Origin of the sequence: Deferribacter desulfuricans SSM1, from assembly GCF_000010985.1 — a bacterium.
Taxonomy (GTDB): domain Bacteria; phylum Chrysiogenota; class Deferribacteres; order Deferribacterales; family Deferribacteraceae; genus Deferribacter; species Deferribacter desulfuricans.
This window is the reverse complement of record NC_013939.1, coordinates 467,778-481,528: the sequence shown is the minus strand read 5'-3', so window position 1 is coordinate 481,528 and position 13,751 is coordinate 467,778. Positions and strand designations below refer to the sequence as shown.

Sequence of the window (13,751 nt, the reverse complement as noted above, 5' to 3'; positions counted from 1 at the left end):
GGGTAAAATGGAAGATTTTTTTAATTTTGATAATTTAAAAGAGGAATATGATGTTGTTATAATTGGTGGTGGCCCTGCAGGTTTAACAGCAGGGATATATGCAGCAAGAGACGACCTTAATACTTTAATTTTAGAGAAAAACTTCCCTGGTGGACAAGTTGCGATTACAGAAATTATAGAAAATTACCCAGGTTTTTTAGAAGGGATTTCAGGTGGAGAACTCACAGAAAAACTTTTCCAACACGCAAAACAGTTTGGCGTTGAAATAAAGAACGGAATGTGTAAAGGGATAGAATTTTGCGATGGTTATAAATATGTGTCTTTACAGTACAAAGACATCAAGATTAAAACAAAAACTGTTATAATTGCCTCTGGTGCTAAGCCAAAACACTTAGAAGTGCCTGGTGAAAACAAATTCCTTGGTAGAGGTATATCTTTTTGTGCTACTTGTGATGGTGCTTTTTACAAAGATAAAGTTGTTGCTGTAATTGGTGGAGGTGATTCAGCTGTTGAAGAAGGACATTATCTCACAAAATTTGCAAAAAAAGTATATATTGTGCACAGAAGAGATAAATTAAGAGCAGCAAAAATACTTCAAGATAGAGCTTTTGCAAATCCAAAAATAGAATTTATATGGAACAGTGTGGTAAAAAAGGTAAATGGTGAGGATAAAATAGAATCAATTACCCTCTATGATAAAAAATTAGGCAAAACTCATGATCTTAAAGTTGATGGTGTTTTTGTCTTTATAGGATGGAATGCTGATACAGAGGCTTTTAAGGGGCTGTTAGAGTTAGATGAGTCTGGATTTATTATTGCTGATGAAACTACACATACAAATGTCCCAGGAATTTTTGCTGCTGGTGACGTAAGAAAAAAAGAGTTAAGACAAATTGTCACTGCTGTTGCAGATGGTGCTGTAGCTGCTAAAATGGCTGAAAGATATATAGAAGAAAATTTCCCTCAGGAGGGCTAAGTGAAAAAACTTTCTATTTTAACAATATTTTTTCTTATCATTTTTTCTGCAAATCTTTTCGCTGACACAGTAGTTAGCAGAAAAGCTATTGCCCGAAAAATCGAAAATAGAGAGCCTGTAGGTGTGAGCACTACTTTTTCATCTGATATAGGTAAAGTTTACTGTTTTACCGAAATCACAACAGATAAGTTTCCAACTAAAGTGATCCATATTTGGATTTATAAAGATAATATTATGGCTGAAGTCCCTCTTGCAGTTAATTCAAATAAGTGGAGAACCTACAGCTCTAAAAAAATACTTCCAAAATGGAAAGGGGATTGGAAAGTAGAAATCTATTCTGAAGATGGAAAAATGATAGACTCAATAAGCTTCAAAATTGAATGACAGATTCGCAATTTTACGTAGTCCCAACCCCTATAGGAAATTTAAAAGATATCACATTAAGAGCACTTGATGTCTTAAATAAAGTTGACGAGATTTTAGCAGAAGACACGAGAAAAGCACTCTCTCTATTAAACCACTACAATATAAATAAAAAGATTACATCTTATCATAGAGATAATGAAAAAAAACATATTGATGCAGTGTTAAAAAAACTGCAAAATGGTGTAAAAATTGCCCTTATCAGCGAAGCTGGAACACCATGCATATCTGACCCAGGTTACTTTTTAGTTAACGAATTAATAAAAAATAATATTAAATTTGAGGTGCTGCCAGGCGCTACAGCATTTGTGCCAGCATTGATACTATCTGGTTTTCCATCCAATCATTTCTTTTTCTACGGATTTTTACCTCACAAAAAGGAACAAAAACGTAAAGAGTTAGAAAAATTGACAATATATAAAACAACTATCATCTTTTATGAATCACCTCATAGAATCGAAGAAACTTTAAATTTATTATTTGATTTCTTTTCCCCTCCTTTTGCTGTTGTTAGAGAAATCACAAAATTATATGAAGAAACAATTTTTATAAACGATACTCAGGACGTAATTAATTTAACAAAAAAAGGGGAATTTGTAGTAATCGTGAATAATAATGAAAAAGATAATAACACCCTTCAAAATTTTGATTTTCATAAAATTTGCAAAAACCTCTTTAATGAAAATTTCAATAAAAAAGATATTTTAAAAATATTAAAAATATTAGGTATGAACAGAAATGATGCTTACAAACTAATTGAAACCTTTGGAAATATTAAAAAGTAATTCGAGATTTTCTTTATTACCCTCTACCGTTAACTTAACCTTTTCACCCAAAAACTGATTATCAATTAACGATAAATTATATTTTTTTATAAAATACATAAAATGGTCATATTTTCTAATATCAATTTCAAAATTTCTCTTCTCTTTTGATAACAAATCTATCAGTTCTGCATTTTTAACGACTCTTGCAGCAGATTCAGTATACGCTTTTACAAGGCCACCAACCCCAAGCTTAATACCACCAAAATATCTGACCGTTAATATTGCAACATTAACAAGATTATTCCCTTGGAGTACTCTCAATGTGGGTTTACCAGAGCTATTTTTTGGCTCACCATCATCAGTCTCCCGTTCTTCTATAATACCGTTTCCATTGAGGCGTCTATACGCCCAAACAATATGATTTGCCTTTTGATGTTCATCTCTTAATATTTTCAGATATTCTTTAAACTGGTTAATTGGTACCAAATGAGAAATAAATTTCGATTTTTTTACTTCATATGTTTCAATATAACTCTTTAATACTGTAAGCATGAGATAACTCTAAATCAAATCGCAAAAAATTTCAAATCGTAAAAAAGTAGTTGAATTTATACAGGATATGAGCTATCAATAAAAAGCAAACATTTGTTTGCTGGAGGTAAATATGTTGGTAATGTTAAACGAAAAAATAAAAGTTGGTGCAATATTTGGAACAAATGGGCAGATAAAACCTGTATGGTTTAAATACAAAAACAGCAAAATATTAATCAAAGAGCGGATTTATCAATGGAAAGAAAGGAAAGGGAGCGATACCATATTTAAATTCACGGTAACTGAAGGGGTGAATATATACGAAATATCCTACAGCAAAAATAACCTCGAATGGAAATTGATAGCTATCGATGAGAAATAAGTGTTGACAAAATATAGACATTACCAATCTTAAAATCATGAATAGAAGAACATTTTTAAAACAAACATTTTTAACAGGATTATTTATTGTATCCTCAAAAATAACCAGTTTTGCAAAAATTACTGATATAATTAGCAGATGGAAGATAAGAACTGTTGAGGATAAAACACCAGATATTGATATTCAAAAATTTCATCTAAAAATTACAGGTCTTATCGAAAACAAATTAACATTAGTATATAATGATCTTTTAAATTTAATAAACACTTCATACACAAGCGATTTCAATTGTGTCGAAGGGTGGACAGTTCCAGGTGTAAAGTGGGATGGGATTAGCCTAAACACCTTAATTAAAATAACTAAGCCTTTTTACTCTGCAAAATATATAAACTTTTACTGCTATGGAAACAAATACACAGAGTCAATTCCAATAAAAGAAATCCGAGATTCCTACATATTGGCTTTAAAAATTAACGATAAACCTTTAGATCAAAAACACGGGTTCCCCTTAAGACTTTTCTATCCCGACAGGTATGGATACAAAAGTGCTAAATGGATTAAAAAAATAGTATTTTCAAATCAAAGAGAGATCGGTTTCTGGTCAAAATACGGCTACCCAGAAGATGGTATAATAATAAAATAACGCGCCCAGGAGGAGTCGAACCCCCAACCTTCTGATCCGTAGTCAGACGCTCTATCCAGTTGAGCTATGGGCGCATCGGTTAATGGCTCAATTTTTATAGTGATAATAGTAACCTTTGTCAAGGTATAAAAAACAGAAAAGTTACTGATCTAAGTTTTCCTCAATTAAAGAATAAATATGTTTTGGGACAGATATTTTATTAGGATCAATTGGACCAATAATTTTCCTCAGCATTGTTGTTTGTTTTCCCAAATCAACAGACAAAGGAGGGATATCTTGCCCTTTAGAATTTTTAAAAATAATTACCAAAGGCTGCGTAAGCTTTGAATAATTGACCTTTCCAACAATCCCAATCTCATTAGTATTAAGAAGAACAATCGTTCCAACAGGATAAATCCCAGTATTCGCAACAAAAAACTCAAAAATTTTCCTGTTTAAATGTTTATCTACCCACCCCATCATCATTTTTAAAGCTGTGGCTGGTGAAATCTTTGGTTTATAAATCCGCTGACTCGTTAACGCATCATAAATATCAACTACAGCACCAATTTTCCCTTCTATAGAAATTTCTTCATCTTTTAAACCGTTAGGATAACCGGAACCATCTGCTCTTTCATGATGCTCTAAGCATATTTTAATATCACTTTCTTTCATACCAACTTTTAATAAATACTCGTATCCATAAGTTACATGCTTCTTCATTAATTCAAACTCTTCATCAGTTAGTTTTCCAGGTTTATTTAATATCTCATTTGGTATAAACATTTTACCCACATCATGTAGCAGAGCAGAAAGAGTAATATTTTCAATAAACTTTTTATCCTTATTCAATTTAGCAGCAAGACTTGCAGCAAAGATACTCACATTTAGAGAGTGCTGGAATGTATAATCATCATAATCTCTTAATTTCGTAACGCTCGAAAGCAAATTACCCCTTGTTATCGCCTGCGCTGTAATTTCTTTTGTTATGTTTTCGATTTCTGAAACATCTATCAGTTTACCTGCTCTCACATCGTTTAACAATGATTTGGTTACAACTATTGCTTCTTTATATAAAGTTGAAACACTTTTTAATGATTTTTTATCAATAAAATCTTCTTCTTTTACCTCAGGAAGCAAAGCCTCTATTTTTTTATCTTCTAATACTTCCCTTTCTACTATAAGTTCTTTAATTCCATTATTTTTTATTTTTTTCAGTACCTTATCAAGATGCTCTTTATCTTTAATCACAAATTTATGCTTTAAAAAAGTGGTATCTAACCAACTTACCCCAACAAAATCAATTACTTTATCATAAACTTTTAAATCTTGTGGTAAAATCTTTATCCGGACTTTCATAGTTATTAATCTTTAACACAAAACATAAAATAATCAACATATATTAATAAAAATCTAATATTGAACAAAATCTGGTTTTTATTATCATATAGTTGTGGTATAGTAAGATGTCTTATGGGGTGAAAAATGAAATTTTTTATAAAATTGATGATTATATTATTATGTTTTGGAGGGGTTAGTTTGGCTACAACTGAGTTTAAACTAAAAAATGGTGTAAATGTGGTTTTTAAACAGGTAGATGGTGTGAAAATTGTGTCTATTCAACTATGGATGAAAACAGGCTCAAGAAATGAAAACGAAAAAAACAATGGTATAGCTCATTTCTTAGAACACATGGTTTTTAAAGGTACAGAAAAATATAAACCTTCACAAATTGATGAAATCGTAGAGTCAAATGGTGGCCAGATGAATGCAGCTACAAGCAAAGATTACACCTTTTATTACATTACTATCCCATCAAAAAACGCTGAAGTAGCTTTTGATGTAATAAGTGAAATGGTTTTTAAGGCAAAATTTTTACCTGAAGAGATAGAAAAGGAAAAACCTGTTGTAATACAGGAAATTAAAAGAAAATACGACTCACCAACTTATGATATGTGGGTTGAATTATCTAAAAATCTCTACAAAAACACAACTTATGCTATGGAAGTTATCGGGACAGAAGACAATGTAAAAAGTTTTACAAGAGAAACCCTCTTTGATTATTACAACCATTTTTATCATCCTGAAAATATGACATTAGTTGTTGTTGGTGATTTAAGTCAAGCTGAAGTAAAAAAATTAGCAGAAAAATATTTTAATAAAACAAAAGAGGTAAAATCAGGGAAACAAATTATTTTTAAACCAACTATTTTACAAAAAAATATAGAAAAAACATTCTACAAAAATGTCAATCAAGCCTATGTAGCAATAAGCTACAAAGCTTTCCCTCTAACAAGTGATAAAATTTATGCTGCAGAAGTCCTTACAGAAATCCTCTCTGGTGGAGAATTTTCATTATTAAACCAAAAGCTTAAATATGAAAAATCATTGGTAACATCTGTTTTTGGTGGATATATGGGGTTAAAATACGATGGAAGTTTTACTTTTTATTTCACCTCAGCACCCAACAAGCAAAAAGAAGCAGAAAAAGAGTTATTTTCTTTAATAAAAGAATTAAAAGATGGGAACCTAATAACCAAAAATGATATTGAAAAGGCAAAAAACAGATTGATTTCCCAATTTCTATTCCAGCATGAAAAAGTGAGCTCTGAAGCAAACGATATAGGGTATTCTTATACCCACGATATTAAAAACTATTACAAAGATTACGAGAAAAATATAGAGAGAATAACATTGCATGATATAAAGGAATTAGCAAAACATATTTTTAGCGGGCATTATGTTCTTGTAAAAACATTACCAGAAGAAAGTAAATAATGTGTGTTTACGCCTTTGCCATAAACCCAAATGAAAAGTACAAATTTGTTTTAATTGGTAATCGCGATGAGTTTTATGAAAGAGAATCAATACCAGCTCATTTTTGGAAAGACTTCCCTGATATTTTAGCGGGTAAAGATAAAAAAGCTGGTGGCACATGGCTTGGTATTAACAAAAACAATGGTAAGATAGCTTTTTTAACCAACTATCGAGACCCTAAAAAATTTGACTCACAAAAAGCTTCCCGTGGTCTAATTGTCAGAAATTTTTTAACTTCACCTGCCTCAATTCAAAGATTCTTGATAGATTTTTATGCTATGCAAAGTGCTTATAACCCATTTAATTTAATTTTTGGTACAGTTGATAATCTTTTTTACTACTCAAATGTTATAGGGGGGCTTAAAAATCTAACAAAAGGGGTATATACTTTGAGTAATGCCTTTTTAGATACCAATTGGTATAAAACAGAAAAGTTAAAATCATACCTTTTGAAAATACTACAAAACCAAAATATCGATATTAATGAAGTATTTAGATGTTTGGAAGACAAAGAAAAGGCTGATGACAGCTTATTACCTGATACAGGTGTAGGTTATGAAAAGGAAAAACTTCTTTCATCAATATTTATTGAATCAGAAACTTACGGTACTGTTTTTTCATATTTTATCTTAATTGATTCAAAAAGCAATGTATCATTTTATGAAAAAGACCAACTAAATAATAAAATTTCTGAGTTCAAATTTCAAATTAAGATTTCCAAGGATAATAAATCTTAAAACCTTTTGATTTTAGATGCTCCTCAACTTTATGTTTAAATAAACCATCAAATCTAATTGATACAATCCTTTTTTTATCCCCCGTATTTGAAACAATCACTGATATTATATTTATATCAAGCTCTTTAAACTCTTTTGCAAGCAACTCAAGCATACCAGGTCTATCCTCTAAAACAACATCAACCCTGCTACCTGGCTCTTCCAACCCCATAATAGCCACCATCGCTTTTAAAATATCGTATCTTGAAATAATACCAACAACTCTGTTTACGTCATCCACCACTGGCAATGCACCTATTCTCCCCTGATAAATAAATAACAATGCATCTTCCAATGTATCATTTTCATTTATTGATACTACTTCATTAGACATAATATCTTTTACAAAGACAGGTTTTTTATCACTTAAATCTTCCTTTTTATCTATAGTTGACTCTGGCATAACTTCCCTAATATCACTTTTCACTACAATCCCAAGCAACTCTTTTTCACTATTTACAACTGGTAAATGTTTAATATTTTTAGACAACATTATATAAGCAGCCGTATCAATTTTTGTATCTGGAAAAACTGTTATTACATTTTTAGTCATCCAATCCTTTACAAACATATTTTTCTCCTACTTAAAATATACCAAACATTTCATCTGTTAGAAATAAATCATAAACATCTATCTGCTTATCATCATTTAAAGCATCCAAAAAGTTTACAACCGATTCTGCTAAAACCTCTGGTTTATAGCCACCTTCTAAAGATATAAGTAAATGCCCTTCACAAAATTTATTGCTCAAATATTTTAAAGCATACCCTAATTTTCTATAAAGTTCTGTAGTAAAATTCAAGTCCCCAATCATATCTTCTTTATGCCCATCAAAACCAGCTGATACAAGTAAAATTTCAGGTTCAAACTTATAAAATATTGGAACTACTTTTTCTAAAAATACCTTGCCAAACTCATTATCATCCGCTTCTGGCTTAAGTGGTATATTTAAAGTATAACCTTTCCCTAACCCCTTACCTGTTTCAAAATACCTCCCGGTACCTGGGAACAAAAAAGTTGGGTGTTCATGTATACTAACATAATACACAGTATTATCTTCATAAAAAATATTTTGTGTACCATTTCCATGATGTACATCAAAATCAAAAATCAAAATCTTTTCTTTACCATGGTATTTCTGGATATATCTTGCAGTTATGGCAATATTATTAAAAAAACAAAAACCTAACGCTTTATTTTTATCCGCATGATGTCCCGGTGGTCTTACTGCCACAAATATTTTTTTAGGTTCGTTACTCATAATATAATCTGCAGCAAATAAATGAGCATAAACAGCTTTTAATGCCACATCAAAAGAATCTTCACAAATAGAGTTATCTTTATGTTGAAAAAAAGTTTCTGATTTTGCTGTATCCTTAAACTCTTGAATATAAGATTTTGAATGTACAAATTCTATTACTTTCTCACCATAATCTTCGAATAAGGGTTTTATAATATTTGATTTTAATGTAGAATTTTCTAAGTAATTTATTACAGTTTTTAATCTTTCAGGCGATTCAGGATGCCCTTGAAATGTTTTATGTTTCAAAAATACTTCATCATAAACAATCTTAACCAATAATCTATTCCCTACAACTTAATAATAGCTTTTGTAGGACATACCTCTTCACATTTTCCACAGTTTATACATTTTTCTGCGTGAATATAAGCTAAATTATTTTCAACGGTTATTGCGTCCTCAGGACAATTTTTTGCACACAATCTACAACCAATACACCCCACACTACACACTTTCTTTGTTTCAACACCTTTATCTTTTGATGAGCAAGAAACTATAAACTTTTTTTCTACATCAATTAGCTCAATTAAATTTCTAGGACAGGCTTTTACACACAAGCCACATGCAGTGCATTTTTCTTCATCTACAACAGGGATACCATTATCCCCCATTTTAAGCGCATCAAAATTACAAGCCTTTACACAACTTCCTCCACCAACACAACCATATATACACCCTTTATTACCTCCACCTAGCATAACAATTGCGTGACAATCAGCAGGGCCATAATACTCATATTTTGGCGGACATTTTTCTTTATCTCCATGGCATTTAATCTTTGCCACTTTTCTAACTGAGGTATCAACTTCTAACCCTAATAATTTACCAATCTTTTCTGCAAGTTCAGCACCACCAACTGGGCAGGCGTTTGCAGGAGCATCCCCTTTAACAATGGCTTCAGCCAAAGCAGAGCATCCAGGATAGCCACATCCACCACAATTTGCTCCAGGTAAAATCTCATTTACTTCTTCTATTCTAGGATCTTTTTCAACAGAAAACTTCTTAGAAGCAGCATACAAACCAAATCCTGCAACAAAACTTGATAAACCAACAACTACTACAGCTTCTATCATCTAAAACCCCATAATTAAATTTTTACAAGTCCAGAGAACCCTAAAAATGCAAGCGCCAAAATCCCTGCAGTTATAAATGCGATAGGTACACCTCTAAAAAAATAAGGGATATTTGAAAGCTCTATTCTTTCCCTGATACCAGCAAAAAGAACAAGAGCCAATCCAAAACCTATGGACGAACCCACAGTAAAAACTAACATTTCTAAAAAGTTAAATTTAAATTGAATATTCAAAATAGCTGCACCTAAAATCGCACAATTAGTTGTAATTAATGGCAAAAATATTCCAAGACTCTTATAAAGTGCAGGAGATGTTTTTTCTATAACCATCTCAACAAATTGTACTAAAGAAGCAATAACAAGAATGAAAACTATAGTCTGTAAATACTCTAAATGTAAAGGATTCAAAACTGCATATTGTAAAATCCATGTGATAATCCCAGCAATTGTCATAACAAATGTTACAGCTAAAGACATACCGATAGCAGTATCCAGTTTTTTAGAAACACCAAAAAATGGGCATATCCCTAAAAATCTACTCAATACAAAATTGTTTACCAAAACAGCACTTATAAAAATAAGTATCAGCTCTTTCATACCAATCCCCTAATTTTACTCATTTACAGTGCAACATTCTTCTTTAATTTTATTTCTATTTTCAATCCAGTTTATAATAAACAATAAAAATCCAAGCGCTAAAAATGCTCCGGGTGGTAAAATCATAACAATAGCTGGGCTATAACCGCTCCCAAAAATATTGAAGCCAAGTATAGAACCAGCTCCTAACAACTCCCTAACAGATCCCAATACAAACAGAGCAAAAGTAAAACCAAGTCCAGAAGCAATCCCATCTATTAAAGAATCAATAGTACTGTTTTTTGATGCAAAGCTTTCAGCTCTTCCTAAAATCAAGCAGTTTACAACTATCAATGGGATAAAAAGACCAAGACTTTTGTGTAAACTGTGAGCATATGCATTCATCAACAAATCGATTACAGTTACAAAACTTGCAATAATAACAATAAAAGCAGGTATTCTAACTTTTGAAGGGATAAAATTTTTCACCAATGAAACAACAATATTTGAGCAAATCAGTACTACAGTAGTTGCAAGTCCCATACCTATTCCATTTTCAGCAGAAGTGGTAACTGCAAGGGTAGGACACATACCAAGAACCTGTTTGAAAACTGCGTTATTATTCCAAAATCCGTCTTTAAATATCTGGAGCTTCATTTGCTGCCCCCTTCAATAACATTTGTGATTACAAAATCTAATCCATTTTTAACCGCCTCAGCAACAGCTCTTGGGCTGATTGTTGCTCCACTAAATTGGTCAATCACACCACCATCTTTTTTTACTGCTATCTTATCCTTTATAGTCAAACCTTTAAATTCATCTTTAAACCACTTATCCTCAATATGTGAGCCAAGACCAGGAGTTTCTGCATGACGCAATATTTCAACACCTGTAATTTTTCCATCAGTTGAAACACCAAGTAAAACTGTTATACTTCCCCCATACCCTTTTTCAGATACTGATTGAATAGCATAACCAACTATTTTCCCATCCTTTTTAGCAACATAAACTGTTTTATCTTTAGTTTTTAAAGTGTCTTTGTCCGGCTCGTTATTATATTCAGGTAAAACAACCTTTAATGCTCTTAAAAGCTCCAATCTATACTCATACTCTATTTTTTCCTTAGTAAAAGAGTAAACTGCAGCAAGAACCAAAGCAGAAACAGCACCAATTATTGTCAGAACAACAAACATTTTATAGTTATTATCGTTACCCTTACTCACTTTCAACCTCACCAAAACTTTTTGGTCTGATATAATAATCTATTAGAGGAACTGTAGCGTTCATTAACAATATGGCGAAAGATACCCCTTCTGGATAACCACCAAAAAGCCTAATAACAGCAGTTAAAATCCCACAACCAGCTCCAAAAATAAGTTGTCCTCTCTTTGTAACTGGGCTCGTCACCATATCAGTGGCCATAAAAAATGCACCAAGCATTAAGCCACCTGAAAAAAGATGGGCAATAGGATCCAATGTTTTTTCTGGGGCAAAAAACCAATAAGGAACAACTATTATTAAAAATGCAGCAATATAACTAAAAGGGATATGCCAAGAAATAATCCTTTTATATAGTAGAAACAATCCACCTATTATTATTGCCAGCGCTGATATTTCACCTAATGACCCACCAACATTTCCTAAAAACAAACTAGAAGTATTTACAAGATTTTCTGAAACTATTTTGCCATAAGTCAATACCTCTGTTTTAGAAGCACCAAGAGGTGTAGCTGTACTAACCGCATCAAAAATAAAACTCTTTGTAATAGGATTAGGTTTCATCCAGTTTGTCATCTGTGCAGGCCAAGAAATGAGTAGGAAAACTCTCGCAACCAAAGCTGGGTTAAAAGGGTTTTGTCCAAGACCACCAAAAACCTGTTTCCCAATAATGATTGCGACAAAACTACCTACACAAATTAACCACCATGGGCTATTAGGTGGCAAATTCATTGCAAGAAGTATTGCCGTTACAAGAGCAGAATTATCATTTAGACTGACAGGTCTTTTAGCAATCTTCTGAAAAAGGTATTCAAAACCAAGTGTAAAAATTATTGTGAGAAGATATGTTTTAATAGCATAAAAACCAAAATAGTAAATAGATACACCCATTGCAGGAATAAGTGCATAAATGACATAGAGCATTACTTTGTCTGTTCTTAAATCATCTCTTTCATGTGGTGAAAAAGTAACTAATAACTTATTTCCCTGCATTTTTCTTCTGCCTCATTATATTCATTATTTCTCTTTTCGCTGTTTTAAAATATCCAACAAGAGGTCTTCTTGATGGACATACATAACTACAACAACCACACTCAATACAATTTAATACATGCCATTCATTTAGCCTTTCATACATTTCATTTAAGGCAAATTGCTCCATTATTGCAGGAACAAGCCCCATTGGGCATGCCTCCACACATCTGCCACATCTAATACAGTTATGCATATTAAGATTTGGCAAGTCTGAATCTCTATAAAGAATAATCCCACTAGTACCTTTCATAACAGGGGTATTTAAATCAAAAAGAGAAAAACCCATCATTGGCCCACCCATAACAACCTTTTTAATATCACCAAGAGGGCCTCCACAAAACTCTATTAATTTAGACACAGGAACACCGATAGGAACCAACAAATTTTTAGGCTCTTTAACAGCGCCTGTAACAGTAACCACTCTTTCAATCAAAGGTTTTTTAAACTCTAAAGCTTCATATATCGATAAAGCAGTACCAACATTGTGCACAATAACACCAACTTCTAAAGGCAATTTCCCTTCAGGAACTACTCTATTTACAGTCGCTTTTATAAGCTGTTTTTCACCACCTTGTGGATATTTCACTTCAAGAGGGATTAATTCAAACTCATACTTATTTTCAAACTTTCTAAAAGATTCTATTGCGTCTGGCTTATTTTTTTCTATCCCAATTACAAGATTATCTATTTCTAATTCTTTCTGTATTATCTTAGCTCCCTTTATTATCTCTTCAGTTTTTTCCACCATCAACCTGTGATCGCAGGTTAGATAAGGTTCACACTCTGCACCATTTATAATTAAATAGTCTATTTTTCTTGGTGGTGATAACTTTACATGAGAAGGAAATGTTGCTCCACCAAGTCCAACAATTCCTGCTGATAAGACATTTTCTTGAAATTTATCCGCTAATTCAATTGGGGTATACTCCTCAGTAACCTCAGTTACCTTTATAATTACAGCAGGGATAGAACCCATTATAGGGTGAGGAACATTTTGAATATTTATAACCTCGCCTGTGACAGATGAATGAATATTTGAGCTAACAAAACCTTTCGATTTCCCTATCAAATCACCACGCTTTACCACATCTTTCTTTTTAACTACAGCTTCAGCTGGAGCACCGATATGCTGAGATAAAGGGATGGCAACCTCATCACCAATATTTACACTATATCTCTCAATGCTTTTACTTGCTGTTTTCTCTTTATTATACCTTGGATGAATACCACCACGAAATCCATAATACGGCATAGC

The 13,751-nt window shown here is 32.2% G+C and carries 17 protein-coding genes and 1 tRNA gene; 7 read left to right on the top strand and 11 right to left on the bottom strand.

The window, feature by feature from the left end:
- Positions 1 to 7: 7 nt before the first annotated feature.
- The 3 genes from trxB to rsmI are packed head-to-tail and all read left to right on the top strand — an operon-like array spanning position 8 to position 2,184.
- Positions 8 to 976 (top strand): thioredoxin-disulfide reductase, encoded by a 969-nt coding sequence (trxB, locus tag DEFDS_RS02525; protein WP_013007245.1) that lies wholly within the window; start codon positions 8 to 10, stop codon positions 974 to 976.
- Positions 977 to 1,360, top strand: a complete 384-nt coding sequence (locus tag DEFDS_RS02520; RefSeq protein WP_013007244.1) for a DUF2914 domain-containing protein — start codon at positions 977 to 979, stop codon at positions 1,358 to 1,360.
- Complete coding sequence (gene rsmI, locus DEFDS_RS02515) at positions 1,357 to 2,184, top strand: 16S rRNA (cytidine(1402)-2'-O)-methyltransferase (RefSeq protein ID WP_013007243.1); 828 nt, start codon at positions 1,357 to 1,359, stop codon at positions 2,182 to 2,184. The genes DEFDS_RS02520 and rsmI overlap by 4 nt, the downstream gene beginning before the upstream one ends.
- Here the strand turns inward: rsmI and DEFDS_RS02510 are convergent.
- Positions 2,152 to 2,718, bottom strand: coding sequence for an IMPACT family protein (locus DEFDS_RS02510; protein ID WP_013007242.1), 567 nt, complete (start codon positions 2,716 to 2,718; stop codon positions 2,152 to 2,154). The genes rsmI and DEFDS_RS02510 overlap by 33 nt on opposite strands.
- 112 nt (positions 2,719 to 2,830) lie before the next feature.
- On the opposite strand from DEFDS_RS02510, the gene DEFDS_RS02505 reads away from it, so the two are divergent.
- The gene (locus DEFDS_RS02505) at positions 2,831 to 3,079 is read left to right on the top strand and encodes a hypothetical protein (protein WP_013007241.1); all 249 of its coding nucleotides are present in this window, start codon (positions 2,831 to 2,833) and stop codon (positions 3,077 to 3,079) included.
- Between the two features lie 37 nt (positions 3,080 to 3,116).
- The gene (locus DEFDS_RS02500) at positions 3,117 to 3,722 is read left to right on the top strand and encodes a molybdopterin-dependent oxidoreductase (protein WP_013007240.1); all 606 of its coding nucleotides are present in this window, start codon (positions 3,117 to 3,119) and stop codon (positions 3,720 to 3,722) included.
- On the opposite strand, the gene DEFDS_RS02495 is transcribed toward DEFDS_RS02500, so the two are convergent.
- Positions 3,723 to 3,796: transfer RNA gene (locus DEFDS_RS02495), tRNA-Arg, on the bottom strand.
- A gap of 67 nt (positions 3,797 to 3,863) precedes the next feature.
- Positions 3,864 to 5,060, bottom strand: coding sequence for an HD-GYP domain-containing protein (locus DEFDS_RS02490; protein ID WP_013007239.1), 1,197 nt, complete (start codon positions 5,058 to 5,060; stop codon positions 3,864 to 3,866).
- 126 nt (positions 5,061 to 5,186) lie between these two features.
- On the opposite strand from DEFDS_RS02490, the gene DEFDS_RS02485 reads away from it, so the two are divergent.
- Complete coding sequence (locus DEFDS_RS02485) at positions 5,187 to 6,479, top strand: M16 family metallopeptidase (RefSeq protein WP_013007238.1); 1,293 nt, start codon at positions 5,187 to 5,189, stop codon at positions 6,477 to 6,479.
- A complete protein-coding gene (locus DEFDS_RS02480) occupies positions 6,479 to 7,255 on the top strand; it encodes an NRDE family protein (RefSeq protein ID WP_013007237.1) in 777 nt (258 codons plus the stop codon). Before DEFDS_RS02485 ends, DEFDS_RS02480 begins: the two co-directional genes overlap by 1 nt.
- Here the strand turns inward: DEFDS_RS02480 and DEFDS_RS02475 are convergent.
- The 8 genes from DEFDS_RS02475 to rsxC are packed head-to-tail and all read right to left on the bottom strand — an operon-like array spanning position 7,227 to position 13,748.
- A complete protein-coding gene (locus tag DEFDS_RS02475; protein WP_013007236.1) occupies positions 7,227 to 7,865 on the bottom strand; it encodes a CBS and ACT domain-containing protein in 639 nt (212 codons plus the stop codon). The two genes, DEFDS_RS02480 and DEFDS_RS02475, sit on opposite strands and share 29 nt — an antisense overlap.
- A gap of 13 nt (positions 7,866 to 7,878) precedes the next feature.
- Positions 7,879 to 8,874 carry a histone deacetylase family protein gene (locus DEFDS_RS02470; protein ID WP_013007235.1) on the bottom strand — a complete coding sequence of 332 codons (996 nt, stop codon included), beginning with the start codon at positions 8,872 to 8,874 and terminating at the stop codon, positions 7,879 to 7,881.
- An 11-nt stretch (positions 8,875 to 8,885) separates the two neighbouring features.
- Entirely contained in the window at positions 8,886 to 9,668 is a 783-nt protein-coding gene (locus DEFDS_RS02465; RefSeq protein WP_013007234.1) for an RnfABCDGE type electron transport complex subunit B, read from the bottom strand.
- Between the two features lie 14 nt (positions 9,669 to 9,682).
- Entirely contained in the window at positions 9,683 to 10,264 is a 582-nt protein-coding gene (gene rsxA / locus DEFDS_RS02460) for an electron transport complex subunit RsxA (RefSeq protein ID WP_013007233.1), read from the bottom strand.
- Between the two features lie 15 nt (positions 10,265 to 10,279).
- Positions 10,280 to 10,900, bottom strand: a complete 621-nt coding sequence (gene rsxE / locus DEFDS_RS02455; protein WP_013007232.1) for an electron transport complex subunit RsxE — start codon at positions 10,898 to 10,900, stop codon at positions 10,280 to 10,282.
- Positions 10,897 to 11,466: an RnfABCDGE type electron transport complex subunit G gene (locus DEFDS_RS02450; protein WP_013007231.1), complete on the bottom strand. Its 570-nt coding sequence runs from the start codon at positions 11,464 to 11,466 to the stop codon at positions 10,897 to 10,899. Before DEFDS_RS02450 ends, rsxE begins: the two co-directional genes overlap by 4 nt.
- On the bottom strand, positions 11,459 to 12,454 hold the full coding sequence (locus DEFDS_RS02445; RefSeq protein WP_013007230.1) for an RnfABCDGE type electron transport complex subunit D: 996 nt from the start codon (positions 12,452 to 12,454) through the stop codon (positions 11,459 to 11,461). The genes DEFDS_RS02450 and DEFDS_RS02445 overlap by 8 nt, the downstream gene beginning before the upstream one ends.
- On the bottom strand, positions 12,441 to 13,748 hold the full coding sequence (gene rsxC, locus DEFDS_RS02440) for an electron transport complex subunit RsxC (RefSeq protein ID WP_013007229.1): 1,308 nt from the start codon (positions 13,746 to 13,748) through the stop codon (positions 12,441 to 12,443). The genes DEFDS_RS02445 and rsxC overlap by 14 nt, the downstream gene beginning before the upstream one ends.
- Positions 13,749 to 13,751: the final 3 nt, after the last annotated feature.

What these genes read in the sequence shown, in the direction of transcription:
- trxB (WP_013007245.1), top strand. Translation starts at nt 8, where the DNA reads ATGGAAGATTTTTTTAATTTTGATAATTTAAAAGAGGAATATGATGTT.
- rsmI (WP_013007243.1), top strand. Translation starts at nt 1,357, where the DNA reads ATGACAGATTCGCAATTTTACGTAGTCCCAACCCCTATAGGAAATTTA.
- DEFDS_RS02510 (WP_013007242.1), bottom strand. Translation starts at nt 2,718, where the DNA reads ATGCTTACAGTATTAAAGAGTTATATTGAAACATATGAAGTAAAAAAA.
- DEFDS_RS02505 (WP_013007241.1), top strand. Translation starts at nt 2,831, where the DNA reads ATGTTGGTAATGTTAAACGAAAAAATAAAAGTTGGTGCAATATTTGGA.
- DEFDS_RS02500 (WP_013007240.1), top strand. Translation starts at nt 3,117, where the DNA reads ATGAATAGAAGAACATTTTTAAAACAAACATTTTTAACAGGATTATTT.
- DEFDS_RS02490 (WP_013007239.1), bottom strand. Translation starts at nt 5,060, where the DNA reads ATGAAAGTCCGGATAAAGATTTTACCACAAGATTTAAAAGTTTATGAT.
- DEFDS_RS02485 (WP_013007238.1), top strand. Translation starts at nt 5,187, where the DNA reads ATGAAATTTTTTATAAAATTGATGATTATATTATTATGTTTTGGAGGG.
- DEFDS_RS02480 (WP_013007237.1), top strand. Translation starts at nt 6,479, where the DNA reads ATGTGTGTTTACGCCTTTGCCATAAACCCAAATGAAAAGTACAAATTT.
- DEFDS_RS02475 (WP_013007236.1), bottom strand. Translation starts at nt 7,865, where the DNA reads ATGTTTGTAAAGGATTGGATGACTAAAAATGTAATAACAGTTTTTCCA.
- DEFDS_RS02465 (WP_013007234.1), bottom strand. Translation starts at nt 9,668, where the DNA reads ATGATAGAAGCTGTAGTAGTTGTTGGTTTATCAAGTTTTGTTGCAGGA.
- rsxA (WP_013007233.1), bottom strand. Translation starts at nt 10,264, where the DNA reads ATGAAAGAGCTGATACTTATTTTTATAAGTGCTGTTTTGGTAAACAAT.
- rsxE (WP_013007232.1), bottom strand. Translation starts at nt 10,900, where the DNA reads ATGAAGCTCCAGATATTTAAAGACGGATTTTGGAATAATAACGCAGTT.
- DEFDS_RS02445 (WP_013007230.1), bottom strand. Translation starts at nt 12,454, where the DNA reads ATGCAGGGAAATAAGTTATTAGTTACTTTTTCACCACATGAAAGAGAT.
- rsxC (WP_013007229.1), bottom strand. Translation starts at nt 13,748, where the DNA reads ATGCCGTATTATGGATTTCGTGGTGGTATTCATCCAAGGTATAATAAA.